The 18889-nt window shown below is 71.6% G+C and carries 22 protein-coding genes; 12 read left to right on the top strand and 10 right to left on the bottom strand.

All coding sequences use genetic code 11. From position 1 onward, the window contains the following. Nucleotides 1-24: 24 nt before the first annotated feature. Nucleotides 25-540, bottom strand: a complete 516-nt coding sequence (locus ABIC47_RS05795; protein WP_354478203.1) for a tetratricopeptide repeat protein — start codon at nucleotides 538-540, stop codon at nucleotides 25-27. 9 nt (nucleotides 541-549) lie between these two features. Continuing rightward, complete coding sequence (locus tag ABIC47_RS05790; protein WP_231374520.1) at nucleotides 550-1083, bottom strand: TOPRIM nucleotidyl transferase/hydrolase domain-containing protein; 534 nt, start codon at nucleotides 1081-1083, stop codon at nucleotides 550-552. 65 nt (nucleotides 1084-1148) lie between these two features. Between ABIC47_RS05790 and ABIC47_RS05785 the strand changes: the two genes are divergently transcribed. Then, nucleotides 1149-1439 carry a hypothetical protein gene (locus ABIC47_RS05785; protein WP_018192695.1) on the top strand — a complete coding sequence of 97 codons (291 nt, stop codon included), beginning with the start codon at nucleotides 1149-1151 and terminating at the stop codon, nucleotides 1437-1439. A gap of 1 nt (nucleotide 1440) precedes the next feature. Here ABIC47_RS05785 and ABIC47_RS05780 read toward each other — a convergent pair whose 3' ends face one another. Together ABIC47_RS05780 and ABIC47_RS05775 are read right to left on the bottom strand one after the other, a co-directional pair. Next, nucleotides 1441-1986, bottom strand: a complete 546-nt coding sequence (locus ABIC47_RS05780; RefSeq protein ID WP_354478199.1) for a hypothetical protein — start codon at nucleotides 1984-1986, stop codon at nucleotides 1441-1443. Between the two features lie 35 nt (nucleotides 1987-2021). Further along, on the bottom strand, nucleotides 2022-2291 hold the full coding sequence (locus tag ABIC47_RS05775; protein WP_018192693.1) for a hypothetical protein: 270 nt from the start codon (nucleotides 2289-2291) through the stop codon (nucleotides 2022-2024). A gap of 84 nt (nucleotides 2292-2375) precedes the next feature. Here ABIC47_RS05775 and ABIC47_RS05770 point away from each other — a divergent pair, with 84 nt between their 5' ends. Both ABIC47_RS05770 and ABIC47_RS05765 read left to right on the top strand, forming a co-directional pair. After that, complete coding sequence (locus tag ABIC47_RS05770; RefSeq protein WP_020076319.1) at nucleotides 2376-3305, top strand: aldo/keto reductase; 930 nt, start codon at nucleotides 2376-2378, stop codon at nucleotides 3303-3305. 174 nt (nucleotides 3306-3479) lie between these two features. Continuing rightward, nucleotides 3480-4688, top strand: coding sequence for a GDSL-type esterase/lipase family protein (locus ABIC47_RS05765; RefSeq protein WP_354478194.1), 1209 nt, complete (start codon nucleotides 3480-3482; stop codon nucleotides 4686-4688). A 9-nt stretch (nucleotides 4689-4697) separates the two neighbouring features. Here the strand turns inward: ABIC47_RS05765 and ABIC47_RS05760 are convergent, their stop codons facing one another. Further along, complete coding sequence (locus ABIC47_RS05760) at nucleotides 4698-5606, bottom strand: 5'-3' exonuclease (RefSeq protein ID WP_354478709.1); 909 nt, start codon at nucleotides 5604-5606, stop codon at nucleotides 4698-4700. A gap of 89 nt (nucleotides 5607-5695) precedes the next feature. Between ABIC47_RS05760 and ABIC47_RS05755 the strand changes: the two genes are divergently transcribed. After that, nucleotides 5696-6145: an SRPBCC family protein gene (locus ABIC47_RS05755; RefSeq protein ID WP_018192689.1), complete on the top strand. Its 450-nt coding sequence runs from the start codon at nucleotides 5696-5698 to the stop codon at nucleotides 6143-6145. Here the strand turns inward: ABIC47_RS05755 and ABIC47_RS05750 are convergent. Next, nucleotides 6142-6501, bottom strand: coding sequence for a nuclear transport factor 2 family protein (locus ABIC47_RS05750; protein ID WP_089879034.1), 360 nt, complete (start codon nucleotides 6499-6501; stop codon nucleotides 6142-6144). The two genes, ABIC47_RS05755 and ABIC47_RS05750, sit on opposite strands and share 4 nt — an antisense overlap. Before the next feature lie 46 nt (nucleotides 6502-6547). Between ABIC47_RS05750 and ABIC47_RS05745 the strand changes: the two genes are divergently transcribed. The 5 genes from ABIC47_RS05745 to ABIC47_RS05725 all read left to right on the top strand — a co-directional run bounded on the left by ABIC47_RS05745 (nucleotide 6548) and on the right by ABIC47_RS05725 (nucleotide 9867). Then, entirely contained in the window at nucleotides 6548-6952 is a 405-nt protein-coding gene (locus ABIC47_RS05745; RefSeq protein ID WP_354478189.1) for an NUDIX domain-containing protein, read from the top strand. A gap of 73 nt (nucleotides 6953-7025) precedes the next feature. Further along, nucleotides 7026-8240 (top strand): alpha/beta hydrolase family protein, encoded by a 1215-nt coding sequence (locus ABIC47_RS05740; RefSeq protein ID WP_354478186.1) that lies wholly within the window; start codon nucleotides 7026-7028, stop codon nucleotides 8238-8240. A gap of 53 nt (nucleotides 8241-8293) precedes the next feature. Next, nucleotides 8294-8659 carry a VOC family protein gene (locus tag ABIC47_RS05735; RefSeq protein WP_354478183.1) on the top strand — a complete coding sequence of 122 codons (366 nt, stop codon included), beginning with the start codon at nucleotides 8294-8296 and terminating at the stop codon, nucleotides 8657-8659. Between the two features lies 1 nt (nucleotide 8660). Continuing rightward, nucleotides 8661-9515: an SDR family oxidoreductase gene (locus ABIC47_RS05730; protein WP_354478180.1), complete on the top strand. Its 855-nt coding sequence runs from the start codon at nucleotides 8661-8663 to the stop codon at nucleotides 9513-9515. A 79-nt stretch (nucleotides 9516-9594) separates the two neighbouring features. Then, on the top strand, nucleotides 9595-9867 hold the full coding sequence (locus ABIC47_RS05725) for a DUF4190 domain-containing protein (protein WP_354478177.1): 273 nt from the start codon (nucleotides 9595-9597) through the stop codon (nucleotides 9865-9867). 60 nt (nucleotides 9868-9927) lie between these two features. Here the strand turns inward: ABIC47_RS05725 and ABIC47_RS05720 are convergent, their stop codons facing one another. From ABIC47_RS05720 to ABIC47_RS05710, 3 genes are read right to left on the bottom strand one after another with little or no spacing between them, the layout of a single operon-like run. Beyond that, nucleotides 9928-11616, bottom strand: a complete 1689-nt coding sequence (locus ABIC47_RS05720) for a phospholipase C (RefSeq protein WP_354478174.1) — start codon at nucleotides 11614-11616, stop codon at nucleotides 9928-9930. 59 nt (nucleotides 11617-11675) lie between these two features. Next, the gene (gene efeB / locus ABIC47_RS05715) at nucleotides 11676-12905 is read right to left on the bottom strand and encodes an iron uptake transporter deferrochelatase/peroxidase subunit (protein WP_354478172.1); all 1230 of its coding nucleotides are present in this window, start codon (nucleotides 12903-12905) and stop codon (nucleotides 11676-11678) included. Next, nucleotides 12902-14107 carry an imelysin family protein gene (locus ABIC47_RS05710; RefSeq protein ID WP_354478169.1) on the bottom strand — a complete coding sequence of 402 codons (1206 nt, stop codon included), beginning with the start codon at nucleotides 14105-14107 and terminating at the stop codon, nucleotides 12902-12904. The genes efeB and ABIC47_RS05710 overlap by 4 nt, the downstream gene beginning before the upstream one ends. Before the next feature lie 260 nt (nucleotides 14108-14367). Between ABIC47_RS05710 and ABIC47_RS05705 the strand changes: the two genes are divergently transcribed. Further along, the gene (locus tag ABIC47_RS05705) at nucleotides 14368-14553 is read left to right on the top strand and encodes a hypothetical protein (protein WP_231918992.1); all 186 of its coding nucleotides are present in this window, start codon (nucleotides 14368-14370) and stop codon (nucleotides 14551-14553) included. Here ABIC47_RS05705 and ABIC47_RS05700 read toward each other — a convergent pair. After that, on the bottom strand, nucleotides 14550-15197 hold the full coding sequence (locus ABIC47_RS05700; RefSeq protein ID WP_354478167.1) for a response regulator: 648 nt from the start codon (nucleotides 15195-15197) through the stop codon (nucleotides 14550-14552). The two genes, ABIC47_RS05705 and ABIC47_RS05700, sit on opposite strands and share 4 nt — an antisense overlap. A 258-nt stretch (nucleotides 15198-15455) precedes the next feature. Between ABIC47_RS05700 and ABIC47_RS05695 the strand changes: the two genes are divergently transcribed. After that, nucleotides 15456-18413 (top strand): hybrid sensor histidine kinase/response regulator, encoded by a 2958-nt coding sequence (locus ABIC47_RS05695; RefSeq protein WP_354478164.1) that lies wholly within the window; start codon nucleotides 15456-15458, stop codon nucleotides 18411-18413. Nucleotides 18414-18573: 160 nt separating this feature from the next. Further along, the gene (locus ABIC47_RS05690) at nucleotides 18574-18879 is read left to right on the top strand and encodes a hypothetical protein (protein ID WP_018192674.1); all 306 of its coding nucleotides are present in this window, start codon (nucleotides 18574-18576) and stop codon (nucleotides 18877-18879) included. Nucleotides 18880-18889 lie beyond the last annotated feature (10 nt).

Raw genomic sequence — 18889 nt, 5'->3', positions numbered from 1 at the left:
GAGCACGGCCCCGACGCGACCGGTTCAGCGCTCGCCGTCGAGCGACCGCAGGTACCCGGCGTTGCCGCGGATGGCCGCCTCGTAACGCAGCAGGTCCGGCGTGCGGATGCGGTCGGCGGCCAGCTCCATCAGCTCGGCGACCGCGCCGTCGCTGCGGCCGGCCGCGTGCAGCGACAGCGCATGCCAGACGAGCACCGACTCCGATTCGGGGAAGAGCTCCCGCGCCCGGTCGAGCACCGCGAGCGACTCGTCGAACCGGCCGAGGTTCCGCAGCGTGCTGCCGTACTGCAGCAGGCAGCGCCGCAGGGTGTCGCCGGCGAGCCCGGCGTCGAGGGCGCGCTCGTAGTATCCCGCCGCCGTCTCCTCCTCGCCCGCGGTGTCGTAGGCGCCGCCGACCTCGTAGAGCACGTGCGGATCGGTGGGATGCTCGGCCAGCACGGCGCGCAGCGCGGCGATCGTCGGCGCCATGTCGTCGCGGTCCCTGGCGTCGAACAGTTCCCTCAGCCGCTGCAGCAGGGCGGGGTCGGTCGTCTCGGGCATCCGCCCACCCTACTGGCCGGCCCCGATCACGCCCCGGAGCGGCGCGGGCAGTTCGTGCGCGGCGAGGGCGGAGGTCAGAACGGCGCCGTAATGCTCCTTCCGGCCCGAGGTGGTGCCGAAGAACCGGTGCAGCTGCTGGTCGAGCGAACGCACCCGCTGGGCGGGCTGCTGCTGGAACATCCGGAACAGCCGGAGGTCGCCCTCCCGCTCGAGCATGTCCTCCGTCCGTCGATGCCCCAGCGCACGCACGAGCTCGGCCTCGAGGTCCGGACGGCACACGAACACGGCCTCCTCGTCGAGGCCGGCGCGCTGGAAGAAGCGCAGTTCGGCCGCATCGCAGAGTCCGCGCAGCCGCAGTCCGGCATCCCCTCCGAGCTCAGCGGCGAACCGGCGGACGCTCATCGCACCGCCCATGGGCACGACCGCGACCCCGTCGGCCGCCAGGTCGACGCCGAGGATGCGGGCGGCGGCGAGCACGGCCGCCCGATCACTGGCGCCCTCGACCAGGATCGCCGTGCTGGCATCCACCCACTGTCCGGTCACGGTCACATTGTGCACTCGCCGTCGACCCCTGTCGCGCTCGCGAAGCCGCGCGTACGGTGCGAGCCATGAAGATCATCACCTTTGCCGCAGGAGTCGCCGTCGGTTTCATCATCGGGTCGCGCGCCGGGCGCGGTGCATACGAGGACATGCGCCGCAAGTGGCGCGGGTTCGCCGAATCGGACACCGTGCAGCACGTGAAGGGCGACGTCAAGGACTTCGCCGGACGTGCCGCCTCCGACGTCGGTGACAAGGTCAGCGAGACCGTCAGCAAGGTCACCGAGAAGGCGACCTCCAAGATCGACGAGGTCACGGGCAAGAGCGGGAACGGCTCCAGCTCCACCTCGCCGGCCGTCTGAGTCAGGCTCCCTCGGGCGGGTGGGCCAGCAGGTCCACCCGCTCGCTCAGGTACGCGCCGAAGTCGCGCGCACCCGCGTCCCCCGCCGCCGGGCTCCAGCGCACCAGCGGCTGAGCATCCCGCACGAACAGTGGGCCCGTCGAGGCGCGGAGGATGGATGCGTCGAGCGGGATGACCGGTGCGTCGAAGTTCACCGTCTCGCCGTCCCGGAAGCGTCCGCGAGCCGCGGCAGCCCGCAAGGCCCTGCGCTCCTCCGCCGACCGGGACTGGTACTGCGGCCGCCCCGGAGGCGTCGCCCGGACCAGCGTCCCGGTGGCGCGCAGAACGCCCTCCACATCCAGCAGGAAGACGCCGAGACGCCACACGCTTCCGATTCCGCGCAGCACGGGCTCGCGCTGGATCAGGAACTGACGGCGGGCGGGAACGTACTCCGCCAGCGCCTCCTGACGCGCACCGGCCTCGGCGAGCGTCGCGACCGCGGAGGCGATGGCCGCACGGATGCGCTCGAGCGCCTCCCCATCCGTACCGTCGTCCGTCTCCGAGCCCACGCCGAGAAGCCTACGGGCGCATCGTCGACGCCCGGCTACACCGTCCGGATGGAGAACGAGTTGTCGTCGGTGACGAGCAGGAGCTCGACCCCGGCTTCGTGCCGAAGCACCACCAGTGCGGACGCGTCGGTCGCCGCCACCCGCTCGACCTGGTTCAGGAAGATGCGGGCCATCTCGTCGGTGACCCGGAAGTCGCGGCCCAGAGCGTGGACGATGTACCGCGACCGCGTGGTGGGGCGGCGGCCCAGCGCCGTCTCCTGCGCGAAGTCGTCGACGGCGACATGGAATTCAGGCGTCATGGTCATCGGGGGCTCCTTCTCTGGCCTCGCCGACGGTAGTCGCGGAAAACCGGTTCAGACAGGGGCTTGACGCGGAGTTAGATGGAAGGCATGAAGATGTTCACCTTCCCCCGAACCGACATCACCGCCTCCAACATCATCCTCGGCCTGATGCGCATCTCGTCCCTCGACGACGAGCAGATCCGCACCCTGGTCCGCACCGCCCGCGACGAGGGCATCACCATGTTCGACCACGCCGACATCTACGGCACCGAGCGTCACGGCTGCGAGCGCCGCTTCGGCGACGCGGGCGCCATCCCGGCCTCGGAGCGCGACCAGGTCGTCATCCAGTCGAAGGTCGGCATCCGCGAGGGCTTCTTCGACTTCTCCCGCGAGCACATCCTGCGCTCGGTGGACGAGTCGCTGGAGGCGCTGAAGACGGACTACCTCGACATCCTGCTGCTGCACCGCCCGGACACCCTGGTGGAGCCGGACGAGGTCGCGCTCGCCTTCGACGAGCTGCAGAGCGCGGGCAAGGTGCGCGCTTTCGGCGTCTCGAACCAGACGCCGGGTCAGATCGAGCTGCTGCAGCGGTCGCTCTCGCAGCCGCTCGTCGCCAACCAGGTGCAGCTCAGCATCACGCACGCCCCGCTGATCGCGCAGGGCGTCGCCGCCAACATGGCGGGACTCGACCAGTCGATCTCGCGCGACAACGGCATCCTCGACTACGCCCGCCTTCACGACATCGTGCTGCAGGCGTGGTCGCCGTTCCAGAAGGGATTCTTCGACGGCGTCTTCCTCGGCGACCGCGAGAACTACGCCGAGCTGAACGACGTGATCGACGAGCTGGCGCAGAAGTACGACGTGACCCCGACCGCGATCGCGGTGGCGTGGATCACGCGCCACCCGGCGGGGATGCAGGTCGTCCTCGGCACGACCAACGACCAGCGGGTGCGCGACTCGGCGGCCGGCTCCGAGATCCCGCTGACCCGCGAGGAGTGGTACCGGCTCTTCACGTCGGCAGGCCACATCCTGCCGTAGCGGGCTCAACAGGAGGAGGATGCGCGGCGTGGTCCGCGCATCCACCTCCTTTTCCGGTCGCCGCCGGTGTGTCGTCTTCGTAACTCCTCCCTTCCCGCCCGCCCGCGTCGCGCAGCGAACAGGACGCGCCGAGCCGATTGCGGTCACCGGTGGCGCGCGGGATACGGTCGAGAGGTGGACGACGAACGGGTGTCTCTGCCGCGCCGGCTCGCGAGGCGTGCGCAGCTGGCGCGCGTCGCCGCCGTCCGTGCTCGCCTGGTGCGCCCGCTCGACGGGCGGCAGGGTTCCGTCGCCGGGCGTCGCCCGCTGCGCGTCCTGCTGATCGGCTCCGGCCCGGTCGTGGGCTGGGGCGTCGGCAGCCACGATCTCGCGCTTCCCGGGGCGGTGGCCCGGTCGCTCGCTGCGGCGACCGACCGCGGCGCGGTGGTGGATGTGGTGCCGCACCCGTCGGCGGGGGTCCGCCGGTTGAAGCGGATGGTGGATGCGGCGGGCGTCGACCGCTACGACGCCGTCGTGCTCAGCGCCGCCGTCGCCGACGCGCTCCGGTTCGCCGAGCCGCGTCGCTGGGGTTCGCGCCTGCGGCGACTGCTCGTCGACGTGCACGAGCGCGGCCCGCGCTCCGTGCTGTGGCTGGGGGCCCAGCCCATCCGCTCGATCCGCCCGTACGACACCCCGTCCGGCCTCCTGGCCGACGCGCACGCGGAGCGCCTGAATGCCATCGCCCGGCAGGCCTGCCACGACACCGGCAGCCTGTTCGTCGCGCTCTCGGCACCCCCGCGCGTCGACGGCCGTCGCCACCGAACCCCCGGGGACTACCTGTTCTGGGCCCGGCAGATCGTGGATGCGCTGGCCCCCTCCCTGCAGGAGTGCGCTTCGCAGCGGGCGGCCCCGACCACGGAGGGCGCGGACCGCGTCGAGGCGATCGAACGCCTCAAGCTGAGCCGTCGTGGCGGAGACGCCCGCCTCGAGGGGATCGTCGGTACCGCCAAACGCACCCTGGGGACGGAGATCGCGATGTTCACCGTGCTCGACGACACGCGCGAGTGGCCGCTGGCGTCGACGGGGTCCGTGCTCGACTCGATCCCGATCGAGCAGTCGGCGTGCATCCACACCATCCAGACGCCCGACGGGATGATCGTGCCGAACGCCGTCGAAGACGAGCGGTTCGCGGGCAACTCCCTCGTCACCGGGCCGGCGGGTCTGCGGTACTACGCCGGCTACCCGGTCGAGGCGCCCGACGGCACCCGCATCGGAGCGCTCTGCGTTTTCGGTCGCGCGCCGCGGGAGCAGGCCGACGGCGAGGCCGACCTCGACGTGCTGCGCGAGCTGGCGCTGCTCGCCCAGCGGGAGCTGTGGCGCTGGGAGCCGACCTCGGAGGGGTGAGCCGCGGGGTCACCGCTCCAGCGCCGTGAGCAGCCGGTCCAGCGAACCGCCCAGCCCCCACCGCTCGGAGAGGCCGCTGAGCGCCTCGCGCTGCTCGACGCTCGGCGCCGTGAGTCGCGCATCCACCTCGGGAAGCGGCAGGTCGCGGACGACCTCGACCACCCGCGGCGCGACCGCCAGGTAGTCGACAGCCGCCGCGAAGCGTGCCCGGGCCGCCGGCTTCATGCCGCTGGAGGAATCCTCCGCCGCGGCGACGATCCCGGCGAGGTCGCCGTAGTCCGCCAAGAGCGCGGCGGCCGTCTTCTCGCCGATGCCTGCGACGCCGGGGAGGCCGTCCGAGGTGTCGCCGCGCATCGCCGCGAAGTCGGCGTACTGGTCGGCGCGCACGCCGTATTTACTCTGCACGACGTCGCCCGTGACGAGTTCGAGGTTGCTCATGCCGCGAGCGGTATAGATCACGCGGACTTGCCGCTCGTCGTCGACGAGCTGGAACAGGTCGCGGTCGCCGGTCACCACATCCACTGGGCCCGTGGTCGTCGTCGCGAGGGTGCCGATGACGTCGTCGGCCTCGTGCTCCGCCGCACCGACGATCGGGATGCCGACGGCGTCCAGTACCTCGCGGATGACCGGCACCTGCGTCACGAGGGCCTCCGGCGTCTCCTCGACGTCGACGCCGCCCGGGACGAGCTGCGCGACCCGATGTCCCTTGTAGCTCGGGATGAGGTCGACGCGCCAGCGCGGCCGCCAGTCGTCGTCCCAGCAGGCGATGAGCGCATCCGGCTGGTAGTCGGTCACCAGCTTCGCGATGATGTCGAGGAACCCGCGCACCGCGTTCACCGGCGTCCCGTCGGGCGCCTTCACGGTGTCGGGCACGCCGTAGAACGCACGGAAGTAGAGGGAAGCGCTGTCGAGCAGCATTGTTCGGCCGGTCACGCCCCGATCCTGGCACGTCCGGCCGTTCGCCGGAACGCTTCCTCCGGCGGGCACCCGAGCGCTATGGTCAGCGCATGGCCGGAACCGTCGTCGTCGAGCGCACCGAACGCATCCAGGCGGGCAGGGAGCGACTGCTGCCGCTGATCTCCCGGCTGCCCGAGTGGACGCAGTGGTCGCCGTGGGAGGACATGGACCCGGAGCTGAAGCGCGAGTACGCGGGCGAGCCGGGCGCGATCGGCTCGACGTACACCTGGTCGGGCAACCGCAAGGCGGGCGCCGGAGCCATGAGGGTGACCGCCGTGGACGACGCGGGTGTCGGCATCCACCTCGACTTCACGCGGCCCTTCCGCTCCTCGAACGAGTTGCGGTTCGTGCTGGAGCCGGAGGGCGACGCCACGCGGGTGACCTGGCGGATGGAGACGCCGCAGAAGCTCTACACGCGCTTCGTCAACCTCGACAAGCTGGTCGGCGGCGACTTCGAGAAGGGCCTCCGCAACCTGAAGCAGGTGGCCGAGGCCGGCTAAGGGCGCTGGTAGGTTCCGTGGCCGCGCGCGACCAGCCCGTCGCGGAACTCGAGCACCTCGCAGACCACTCCGCCGTTCTGGTTGCGGTAACGGATGACGAGAGTCTCAACGCCCACGAAGTGGTCGAGCACCTCGAAGCGGAGGTCAGGGAGCGCCGCCAGACCGGCCGTCCAGTACGCGCGGAGCGCGTCCTTCCCCCGGGCGACTCCGTCACTGCCGGGCAGCAGCCGCACGGCCAGCGGCGAGCTGAAGGTCACGTCGTCCGTGTAGTGGGACAGCAGGGCTTCGAGGTCGTGGGCATTCCAGTCGCGCAGCCAGCCTGCGACGAAGGTGTCGGCGAAGTCGTCCGTGAGCATGGTCCATCGTGACACGCGCTCACCCCGCCTTCGCTAGCGTGGAGGAGTGACCTCCGCTCCGCTCATCGTGTCCGCCGTCGCGGTGGTGCGCGACCGAACCGTGCTCATGGTGACCGCCCGTCGGCGCGATGTCTATTACATGCCGGGCGGCAAAGTGGATGCGGGTGAGACCGCGGCGGAGGCGGCGGCCAGGGAGGCGTTCGAGGAGGTGGCGCTCCGTCTGGCGCCCGACGACCTGGAGGAGCTCTTCGAGGTGCGGACGCAGGCGCACGGCGAGCCGGACGGACGTCAGGTGCACATGCGCGTGTTCCGCGCGGTGACCGACGAGGAGCCGGCTCCGTCTGCGGAGGTCGACGCCATCCACTGGACCACCAGCGCCGACGCGGACCGCTGCCCGCCCGCCGGAAGAGAGGTGCTGCGGCGACTGATCGAGCTCGACCTCATCGACTGACGCAGCATCCACCGGGCGGATGTGCCCCACGCGAGGGCTGGCGACCGTGCCGACCTGCGGCCAGGCTGGTGCCATGGCGCGAACGCACGAGTTCCGGTTCTCCGGCAATGCCGACTTCGACTTCGAGATCCGCACCACGATCGGTCAGGCCTTCAGCGGCGCTGCCGACATCGGAGAGGTGCTCGCCGCGGTCGAGGGGGTCGGCGAGAAGGACCACGATGGCTGGTTCCGCGCCTGGCTCGGCCTCGGCGACAGGATCGCCGCCCAGGCGGATGCGTCCGCCAGCTCTGGACACGCGGTCAGTGCCGCGAGCGCGTACCTGCGGGCGGCCTCGTACTACGCGACGGCCCTGAACGCGGTGGCCTCGTTGCCGACGGAGGAGGAGCTGCTGCCGACCTTCCGCAAACACCGGGCCGCATGGGATCGCTGGGTGGACCTCGTCGACCGGGATATCGCCCGGGTCGAGATCCCCTACGAAGACACCACGATGCCCGGTTACCTGTTCCGCGCGCCCGGTGCGGCCGGCGACGACCGCCCGCTGCTGGTCGTCGCCAACGGCAGCGACGGGGCGCTCACCAGCCTGTGGTCGTCGGCGGTGTCGGGGGCGCTCGCGCGCGGCTATCACGCCCTCGTCTTCGACGGGCCGGGCCAGCAGTCCATGCTGTTCGAGCGGAACGTGCCGTTCCGGCCGGACTGGGAGGCCGTGCTCACCCCCGTCCTCGACTTCGTACGCGCTCAGGACGGCGTCGACGCCGACCGCATCGCCCTCTACGGCATCAGCCAGGCCGGGTACTGGGTCCCGCGCGCGCTCGCCTTCGAGCACCGGTTCGCGGCCGCGATCGCCGACCCGGGAGTGGTGGACGTCTCGACCTCCTGGACGGAACACCTCCCCGCGAACATGCGCAAACTGCTCGACGAGGGTCAGGACGAGAAGTTCGACCGCGACATGCAGATGGGGATGAAGTTCTCGCACGAGCTCGCGTACACGTGGAAGTTCCGCGCCCGTCCGTACGGCACCACGGGCTACGCCGAGACGATGCGCGCTGTGCTCCAGTACAACGTCACGGAGGTCGCCGCTCGAATCACCACTCCTCTGCTCATCACCGACCCGGAGCACGAGCAGTTCTGGCCGGGCCAGTCGGAGCAGCTCGCATCGCTGACGCCGGGCGTCTCGACCCTCGTGAAGTTCACCGAGGCGGAGGGCGCGGACTTCCACGTCCAGCCGCTCGCCCGCGCGCTCACCGAGCAGCGGATGTTCGACTGGCTGGACGACCGGCTGGGCCGCTGACCGGCGCGCGGGCGGCTCTTGCCCGTGTCGGTGGCGTGGAGTTGGATGCTGTCATGCAGATCAGCCGCCAGATCGTGGTGTTCGACACCCCCGACATCGATCGCGAGTCGACCTTCTGGGCCGACCTGATGGGCGGGGAGGTGCGCGGCGACGAGGACGACTGGCGCTCGGTCTATGTGAACGGCGAGCCGCGCCTCGGGTTTCAGCTCGCCCCCAACCACGAGCGGCCCGACTGGCCGAACGGTGCGCAGCAGCAGCTCCACCTCGACCTCTACGTCGACGACATCCGCCAGGCGCACGAGCACGCGCTCGCCGTGGGCGCGACGCTGCTGAGGCAGGCGGACGACCTCGACGCGGAGGGCGGGTTCCAGGTGTACGAGGATCCGTCCGGTCACCCGTTCTGCCTGTGCTGGGGTTGAGATGAGCGGCGACCTTCCCGCGCTCGCCGTCACCGGCGTCACCGGGGCGATCGGTCGGATGACGGCCGACCTCCTCGCCGACGCCGGTGTGCCGTTCCGGATGCTGGCGCGGTCGCCCGAGCGCGCGCCCCGCTACCCGGGGACCACCGTGGCCGCGGCGACGTACAGCGACCGTGACGCGGTGCTCTCCGCACTCGACGGCGTGGAGACCCTGCTCATGGTGTCCGCGGCCGAGAACGCCGAACGGCTGGCCGAGCACCTGGCGTTCGTGGATGCGGCCGAGGAGGCGGGCGTCCGCCACATCGTCTACACGTCGTTCTTCGGGGCCGCGCCGGACGCGACCTTCACGCTCGCCCGCGACCACTACGCGACCGAGCAGCGCATCCGTTCGTCGGCGATGCGCCACACCTTCCTGCGCGACAACCTGTATCTCGACTTCGCCGAGTTCCTCGTCGGCGACGACGGCGTGATCCGCGGTCCCGCCGGCGACGGTCGAGCGGCCATGGTCGCCCGTGCCGACGTCGCCCGGGTGGCGGCCGTCGCTCTGCAGGACCCGGCGGCGCACGCCGACGTCACCTACGACCTCACCGGTCCGGAGGAGCTCACGTTGGCGGAGGTCGCCGAGAAGCTCAGCGCCCACTCGGGCCGGCCGGTCTCGTTCCATGACGAGACAATCCCGGAGGCGTACGCCTCGCGTGCGAAGTGGAACGCCCCCGACTGGCAGGTCGACGCCTGGGTCTCCACCTACACGGCGATCGCGGCGGGCGAGCTCGCGGGCGTCACCGACGATGTGGAGCGCGTGACCGGCCGGCGCCCGCTGTCGCTCGACGAGCTGCTGCGCGGCGCCATCGCCTGACGGCACCGCGGGGAGCCGCTCGGCGTGTCAACCGGACGGGGGATGCGCGCGCGGGCGCCGCATCCGGTAGACAGGACCGGTGACCGCCGCCCAGCCTCCGCAGCCCCAGATTCCGCAGGCGCAGAAGATCAACACGATGGCCCTGATCGGGTTCATCGGCGCCTTCGTCATCCCCGTCGTCGGCATCGTCCTCGGCGTGATCGGCCTCAATCAGACTCGGGTGACCGGCGAGGGCGGCCGTGGGTTGGCGCGCGCCGCGGTGATCCTCGGTTCCGTGTTCACCCTGCTGCAGGTCGGGTTCTTCATGGTGTGGCTGAGTCTCTTCCTCAACGCCATGTCGCACGTCCGCTGACCGTATCCCGAACACGACGAAAGGCGGCCCGCGCGCTGCGGACCGCCCTCCGAGGTGGCGTTACGGCTGTGCCGACCAGCCGCCGCGCGGAGGCGTCGGCCAGTGCGGGCGGGTGGGGACGATCGAGTTGACCGCACCCGTCGCCGGGTCGAGGAGCACCTCCCGCTGCTGCGGGTGGAACCAGTCGAACATCCCGCCGAGCGATCCGGCGCGCGTGTCGAACGAGGCGTCGCCGATGCGTCCGGTCAGCCAGTTGTTCTCGATGAAGCGCAGCACGCTGGCCTGCTCGACCGGCGTGTGGTCGACGCGGTTCTGGGCTGCCCAGGGCGAGATGACCAACATCGGGAGGCGCTGGCTCGGCCCGCAGCGGTCGGCGTAGCCGCCCTGCGTGCGCTTGACGCTCGTGCACACCGTCGAGTCGACGGCCGGGTCGGCGGACCCGTTCGCGACCTTCGGGGCGACGTGGTCGTACCAGCCGTCGGAGTCGTCGTAGGCGACGACCACGGCGGTGCTCGACCAGCTGTCCGACTTCTGGAGGGCGTTGATCTCGTTCACCAGGAACTTCTGCTCGTCCAGCGGGTCCGAGTATCCCGCGTGGCCGTCCTGCGCCTCCGGGGCCTTCAGGAAGGACACGGCCGGCAGGTTGTCCGCCTTCAGGGCCGCGTCGAACGACGTCAGGTCGTACTGGTGGTTCGCCTGGTCGGTGTGCCCGATCGCCTTCACCGAGGTCGGCGGCAGGTGGTGCGGGTTCGAGGTGGACTTATAGTACTGGAACGGGGAGTGGTGCGGCGAGTAGTCCTTCGGCGTCGCGCCGGCGATGTTGGCCGTCACCGCGTCGCACTTGGCGTACGAGCCGGCCTGGCCGTTCCAGGCCGTGGTCGGCGTGAATCCGCCCTGGAACCAGCCCCAGCTGACACCGCGCGCGTTGAGCAGGTCGCCGACGTTGCGGCCGGACATGCCGACCACTGCGGAGGACGACGTGTGGTCGTTGTCCGAGCAGTCGTCGTAGGCGGGGTCGGGGTCGCCGATCACGGTTCCGACACCCTTGGCGTCGGGCGACTGGACGGCCGTGGATGCGGTGAGGACGGCTCCGGTCTTGGGGTCGTAGGCGGTGCCGCCGTGCGTCTGACCGGAGATGAGGTTGAGCGCGCCTGGCGTGGACGGACCGAACGTGGTGTCCCAGCTGTTGTCGCTCATGGCGTAGTTCTGGGCGTAGTTCCACAGACCCGTGATGGTGTTCCCGTCGTAGTAGTCCATGACCAGCCCCGGTGCGCCGTACGCGCCGGTGCAGGTGTCGGTCTCGGTCTTCTGGACGAACATGTCCATCTTCCCGCCGTCGACGGCGGCCTGTTCGGCGGCGTAGCTGTGGTTCTGGTCGCACGTGACCGCCTGCGCGGGCGTGAGCCGCTTCGGCGCGTACAGGTTGGGGTTGTTCGTCAGCGTGCCGGAGGACGTGAGGGTGTCGGTGCGCGGGGTGCGCGGCGACGCCTGGAACGGCGTCCCGTCGGTGTTCGCGGCGTTCGGGTAGGTCCCGAAGTAGTGGTCGAACGAGACGTTCTCGTCGAAGATCACGACGAGGTGCTTGATCGGGGTGAGGGTCTGGGCGGAGTGGTCGGCGTGCGAGCCGCCGGCCGTGGCGACCGCGGGCGCACCCGCGAGGATTCCGGCGCCGGCGAGGGCGGCCGCGCCGGCGAGCGCGACACCCGCGAGGGCGACCGGGGAGCGGCGCAGACGGGAGGGTCTGAACACGATTCCTTCTTCCTTGTTTCACTGATCCCGGCACGGTCGTGACGGGCGGCCTCCACTGGTCAGGCGAGCATGGTGCGCCCGAGCCAGTCGGAGGAGTCGCGGGCTCCGGGGAGCGCGAAGTAGTAGCCGCCGCCGAAGGGCTGGATGTAGTCGGTGAGCGGTTCGCCGGCGAGGCGCTTCTGGACAGTGACGAACTGCCGGTCGAGGTCTTGGTTGAAGGCGACGAAGACGAGGCCCATGTCGAGGTTGCCGTTGGCGTCGAGACCGCCGTCGTAGTTGTAGGCGCGGCGCAGCATCCGCTGGTCGTCCGTGTCCTTCGTACGCGGGTTGGCCAGCCGGATGTGCGCGTCGAGCTGGATGACGTCGCCGGTCGGGTCGTTCTCGAAGTGCGGATCGTCGAACTCGGCGGAGGCGGTGAGCGGGGCGCCGCTGTCGCGTCGGCGGCCGATCATGTTCTCCTGCTCGTGCAGGTTCACGCGGTCCCAGAACTCGACGAGCATGCGGATCACGCGGACGACGTGGTAGCTCCCTCCCGCCGCCCACGTGGGTTCGTCGCCGGCTTTCGCCCAGACCAGCCGCGCCATCTCGGCGGCGTTCCCGGTGTCGGGGTTGCTCGTGCCGTCTTTGAACCCCATCAGGTTGCGCGGCGTGCCGCTGGGGCGGGGCGGCGAAACGAAGCCGTCCTGCCGCCAGCGAACCTGCATGGCACCGCGGGTCGCCCGGGCGATCTCGCGGACGGCGTGCGTGACCGCATCCCGGTCGGCCGCGCACACCTGCAGCAGCAGGTCGCCGTCGCAGACCTCGCGGCGGAGGGCGTCGTCGGGGAACTCGTCCATCGTCCGCAGCCGGGTGGGCTTCCGCGCGGCCAGCCCGAAGCGCTCGTCGAACAGCGAAGCGCCGGCCGAGAGCGTGACGGTCAGCGAATCGGGGACGACGGTCGGCCCGAGCACGCCCGAGTCGCGCGGCGGTGCGACGAGCCCCGGGTCGGGCGGTGTGCCTCCCGTGGTGAGGAAGCGGGCGCGTTCGGTGATCGTCTTCAGCAGGTCGTCGAGCTCGGCCCGGGATGCGGCGGTGACGTCGAGCGCGACGAACGACGCCTCGCGCTGCGGCGGGGTGAGGATGCCCTGCTGGTGCTGCCCGTGGAACGGGAGGGAGGCGGGATGGGCGGCTGACGGCTGAGAGGCGGCCGCGGCTCGGGCGTCGGTCGCGAGGCCGGCTCCGGCGACGGCGGCGCCGGCCGCTCCGATGGCACCCGCCTGGAGGAAGCCGCGGCGGTCGATGGGCGTCATGAGTCCCTCCTCGGGTCGCAGATGGCGGCGACCGGGGCGAGCAGTTCCGCGGCGCGGTCGAGAGCCGCATCCACGTGCTCGCGGTCTGTTCGGCTGAGCCGGTCGAGTGGCGTCCAGGTGCCGTCGGGCGCGCGATGGGCCTCGACGACCGCATGGGCGGCGGTGAGGGCGGCCCGCGTGTCACCGAACTGCTCGTATCGCCCGGTCAGCACCGGTTCCAGCGGTGCGAGCGCCTGCTCCGCGCCCGTCAGCTCGGCGTCGACGCTCGCCAGCGACGTGCCGGAGCCGGCATCGGTCGCACCGGTCAGGGTGTCCTGGATGGCGTCCTCGACGATCTCGTGCGCCCGGAGCGCCACATCGCCGGGGTCGAGCTGGACGCCGGCGAACCCGATCTGCAGCCGGTCGACCAGGCCGAGGAGGTCGTGAGCGGATGCGGCGACCGTCGCCGCCGCATCCCCGCGCCAGAGCTGCGACTCGACGAGGTGGAAACCGGTCGGATCTGCGCGCGGGAGCCCGTCGAGCTGGTCGCCGAGCTCGCCGAAGGCGTCATACGCCGCGCCGAGCGTCTCGTAGGTGGTGTGTGCCGTCAGCCAGTCGCGTCGTGCGGCCGGTAAGTCGCCCTCCTCGGCGTCGGCCGCGACGGCGGCGACCTGCTGGCGGAGCGCGGGCAGCCGGGAGGCGACCCAGGTCGTGTAGGCCTTGGCGACCGGGATGAGGTCGTTGCGGGTGACGGGCACGATGCCGGGCGTGAGCGGCGAGCCCGGTGGCGCTTTGCCGACCGTGACGACGGGCCCGTGGACGGGGTCGGCGTCGGCGGGCAGGCAGACGAACCGGTAGCGGCCGGCGCCGAGCGTGACACGTGCGGTGGCGTGGGCGCCGGCCCCGATGCTTTCGAGGTCGAGGTAGACGCGCTTGCTGTCGACGGCCTGCACGTAGACCTCGATGCCGCCGACGCTCGTGTTGGTGACCGTGAATGTCTGGTCGCCGCCGTGCACGGTCCGACCGGAGGCGGCCGCGCCGCTCGGGGCGCCGCTCTCGTCCCATCCACGCCCGCAGTCGTCCATCCCCGCGGTGATGTCGAACGCATCGGGTGCGTTCGGCGCGACGGCCACCGGCCGCAACGCGATCGTCAGGATCGTCGCGACGACGACGAGAGCTCCGAGGGCCGCGAAGAAGGCGGCGAGCCGGGCGCGGGTCGACATCGGGGGAGGGCTCCTGTGGGGTCGGACGCCGGCGACGGTCCGGCGTCAGCGATCCTAGAAGTGGCTCCCGGCGCGCCGTGCCCCGCTTCACCCGCTGTTCATCGGACCGTCACCGGTATGCCCCCGGACGGGGGGTGAGGATGCGTCGAATACGTTCGGGTGCCGAACAAACGGGCAGGATTCAGCGGGCCAGCGGGCGGATGATGGGACGGACGAGAGGAGGGGCGATGCGCGAGGCGAGCTGTCCGCAGTGCCGTGGGGTGGCCCGACTCGTCAGCAACCCCTACTACGGCGCCGGCCTGGCCGTGCACCGCGACCTCCTGGTCTGCCAGGACTGCGGCTACTCCGGCTTCGCCGAGAACGACGACGCGGTGACCGACGACGTGGCGCCGCCGCCGCGCGAGGGCGCGCTGAGGCGCCTGCTTCGCTTCGTGACCGGGCGCTAGCGGATCCGCACGCGCCCCTGCTGCCACATGCGCGCGGCCGTCACCCGCGGGTTGGCCTGCTCGTCCGCATCCACTCCGAGTGCCGTGTAGAGGCGGCCGAGCATGGTCTCGACGGCGCGGACGCTCGTCCCGCGTTCGGCGGCGATGCGCCGGGTGGATGCGCCCGAGGCGACGAGGCGCAGCACCTCCGCCTGTGCCCGCGTGACCGTGCGGACGTCGTCGTCTGGTTCGGCGAGCTGGTGCTCGCCGCCGACGATCGCCGCGTCGACCGCGGCGACCAGCACATCCACATCCTTCACCTGCGACTTGACCAGGTACACGACCGAGGGCGGGAGGGTGCCGTCGCCGACCGCCAGCTGCGGGGAGAGGTGCGAGGTGAGCACGACGAGGCCGACCCACGGCTGCTCGCGGTGAACGCGCCACAGCAGTTCTGCCCCGGAGTCGCCTCCGCCGAAGTCGAGGTCGGTGACCACGGCGTTCGGCTCGACCTCGGCGATGATGTCCCAGGCGTCGGCCGCGCTCGTGGCCTGGGAGGTCTCGATGCCGGTGGAGCGGAGTGCGGACGCGACCATCGAGGCCGTGAAGACGTCGTCGTCGGCCACCACGGCGCGCAGGGTCCGTGTTCGCGCGGGTATGTCGGTCATGGTTCTGGCTCCTGCCCCTTCGTCACCGTCCCAGAGGTGGACGCCACGCGGCGAGCTCAGCAGGTCGGGTCAGGCAGCCGCTCCTGACCAGTATCGGCTGAGCGTGGTCGCGTCCCCGGCGGCCGAGGAGGCGCGGGCGTTCGCGCAGCGAACATCCACGGGGGAGCGGGTCGTCAGCGACCGCGAGGACCTCCCGGCCCGGGGTTTCCGTGCCCATGGCCGTCAGTGTAGGCCCGAAAGTCCGCCTACAATCCCCCCATGCCCCAGCCCAAGCCTCCGCGCGCGTCGCAGACGACCCCGTCCGACGCGTTGCGGCTGAACGGGCTGGACGCGCTCTTCCACGGTCACCCGGACGGCGTGTGCGTCGTCGACGTGGACGGCACCTTCGTCGAGTGCAACCGTGCGCTCGCCGACCTGACCGGGTATTCCGCCGAGGAGCTGACGGGGATGTCGTTCGCGCGGCTCCTGCATCCCGACTCCCTCGGCTACACGCTCGCCCGGTTCGAGGAGGCGCTCGCCGGCCAGAATCGGCGGTACGTCACGCGCGTCCTCACGCCGGAGGGCCGCATGCGTTCGCTGGATGTGACGATCATCCCCCTGCGCGGCACCGACGGCGCGGTGGCGGCCGTGCTGGCGATCGCGCGCGACATCGGCGACGTGGAGCGCTCGGCCGCGGCGGCTGCGGGCAACGAGGCGCTGGTGCGCATGGCGGCCCGCATCGCGGGCTTCGCCGGGTGGGTCGTCGACGTGACGACCGGCGGTGTCGAGTGGAGCGAGGAACTGTTCCGCCTGCTCGGGATGGAGCCCGGCCGCGTACCGCTGGACGCGGAGGCGCTCGCGCTGTTCGAGCCGGAGGACCGTCGCGCAGTACGCACCGCGTTCCAGCGCACCGCGCTCCATGGCGACCCTCTGGATGTGCGGGCCACGATCGTCGACGCGTCCGGCCGGCTGGTGCACGCGCACCTGGTGGGCGAGCCGGAGCGCAACGAGAACGGCGAGGTGGTCCGCATCCACGGCGCGTTCCACGACGTCACCGCGCTGGTGCGCCACCGGGAGGAGCAGCGGGCGATGGCGCGTCTGCTGCGGAACTCGCTCGACCAGGTGCACGACGCCATCGGTTTCGTCGACCGCTCCTGGCGGTTCACGTTCGCGAACTCGTGGGCGCTGCAGCTCGGCGGGATCGACGAGACGCGGCTGCGCGACCGGACCGTGTGGGAGATGTTCCCGACCGCGCTCGGCAGCGCGTTCGAGGGCATCTACCGCGACGCGATGGACCGCGGCGTCGCCGGGAGCGCCCGCGCCTACTCACCGGAGTGGGGCTGCTGGTTCGAGGTGGATGCGCATCCCACCGAAGGCGGCATCGCGATCATCGTCCGGGATGTGACCGAGGACCAGGAGGCCCGGCGCACGCTCGAGCAGTACACACGGCGAGTGGCGTCGCAGGCCGCCCTGCTGGACGCCGCACGTGACGCGATCCTGGTGCGCGACCTCGACGGCGTCATCCGCTACTGGAACCGCGGCGCGGAGGCGATCTACGGCATCCCGGCATCCGAGGCGGTGGGGCATTCCGTGCGCGAGCTGCTCTACGACGACCCGGCCGAGTTCGATGCGGCGACCGAGGCGCTGATGCGCGACGGGTTCTGGGTGGGCGAGCTGCGCCAGCGACGGGTCGACGGTTCGCTGCTCATCGCCGACTGCCGCTGGCAGCTGTCGCGCGGAGAGGACGGCGAGGTGACCGTCTTCGCCGTCAACTCGGACATCACCGAGCATCGCAGGCAGGAGGAGCAGCGCATCCGGACGCAGCGGCTGGAGAGCCTGGGAACCCTCGCCGGCGGCATCGCCCACGACCTCAACAACGTGCTCACGCCCATCCTCATGTCCGTGCAGCTGCTCCGGCAGGACGAACAGGATGCGCGCAGACGCGACCTGCTCGACACCCTCGATGCGGCGGCGCAGCGCGGGGCCGGGATGATCCGTCAGGTGTTGTCGTTCGCACGCGGCTCCGAGGGGAGGCGGGAGCCGGTCGACCTGGCCGCCCTGCTGCGGGAGGTCGAGCGGTTCTGCCGCGAGACGCTTCCGCGCTCCATCGAGCTGGTGGTAGATGCGCCCGCCGAGCTGCCGCCGGTGACGGGGGACGACACCGAGCTGTTCCAGGTGCTGGTGAACCTGATCACGAACGCCCGCGACGCGATGCCCGAGGGTGGCGTGCTGACCGTGCGCGCGGCCGCAGGCGACGACGGAGTGCGACTCGAGGTGCGCGACTCGGGGGTCGGGATGGACGGGCGGACGGCCGGCCGCATCCTGGAGCCGTTCTTCACGACGAAGGAGAGCGGAACCGGCCTCGGCCTGCCGACCTCCGCCGCCATCGTGAAGGCGCACGGCGGCGAGCTGCAGGTCGAGACCGCTCCCGGAGCCGGCACGTCGATTGCGTTCGTCCTTCCCCAGGCGAAGGGAGAGACGGACGGCCGCTCCCCGGTGCGTGCGCCGGCCGTGCCGCGCGGAGCCGGCCGCAGGGTGCTCGTCGTCGACGACGAGGCCGCGATCGGCGAGCTGGTGCGGCAGACCCTCGACCAGAACGGTTTCGTGACGGAGGTCGCTGGCGGCCCGGAGGCGCTCGAGCTGCTGGCCGGCGGCCGTCGCTTCGATGCGGTCGTGACCGACATCATGATGCCCGGCGTCCCCGGCGAACGCATCGCCCGGATGGTGGCGGAGCAGCAGCCCGGAGCGGCGATCGTGCTGATGAGCGGGATGCTGCCGGGTCCCTCCGCGCGAGCGTCGGTCGAGCGCGATGGCGCGTACTTCCTGGCCAAGCCGTTCACCCCTGCCGCCCTGCTCGCCACCCTGGACTCCGCGCTGAAGCAGCAGAGGGGCCTCGCCCCGGAGGCGGTCCTCCGCTCCCTCGTCGAGCCGGCGCTGCGGGAGGCGGTCGCCGCCCTGCAGGCGGGGCTCCCCTCCGAGGCGGAGCGGGAGCGCCTGCGGGCCTCGCTGACGGTGGCAGCCGAGTCGTCCCAGCTGGCCCTGGGCGACCGGGCGTCGGAGCCGCGCATCCACCGGATCGTCGGGGCGGCGGCGTCCGCGGCGATGGCGCTCTCGTTCGGCGCCGACATCGTCCCGGTGGCGGAGATCCGGGAGCGGCTGGAGGAGGGCCTGAGGCTTATGGCGGCGGGATCCTGGCCACCCGAAGACCAGGATCCCGCCGCGGAGGTGTCGCGCTGACGCCGTCGTGGACCGGGGGGAACGGGACGGCGCCTGCGCGCGACGCACACGATCTTCGCCGGTGACGACCGCCGAGTGCAACGAGGCCACCGGACGGCTGTGCGTCGTGCGAACAAATCGACTAGCCAAGGAGAGCGCTCTCTTGTGTAAGGCTTCGGACATGAAGGAATCTCACAGCGCCGAGATGACGGAACCGGCGTCCGTTCACGGGCCGGGCCGCGCCCCGGCTGGGATGCCCCTCACGATCCGCCTCGGCGAGCAGGAGTACGCCGCCCTCGTCCGGATCGCACGCTCACGCGAGACCACAGCAGCAGCCCTGGTGGAGAAGCTGGTGCTGCACGCGTTGAGCCGGGCCGAAGTGCCACCACCGGCGGACTCGCACCCCGCGCGGAGGCACACCACCTACGAGGAGGCGACGGCGGGATTCCGCCCGGACGTCCCCGCACGAACGGCTCCCGACGTGTAGGAGTCCACCG

The organism is Leifsonia sp. 563 (assembly GCF_040545055.1).
GTDB lineage: Bacteria > Actinomycetota > Actinomycetes > Actinomycetales > Microbacteriaceae > Leifsonia.
This window is presented reverse-complemented; position numbering and strand designations above follow the sequence as displayed.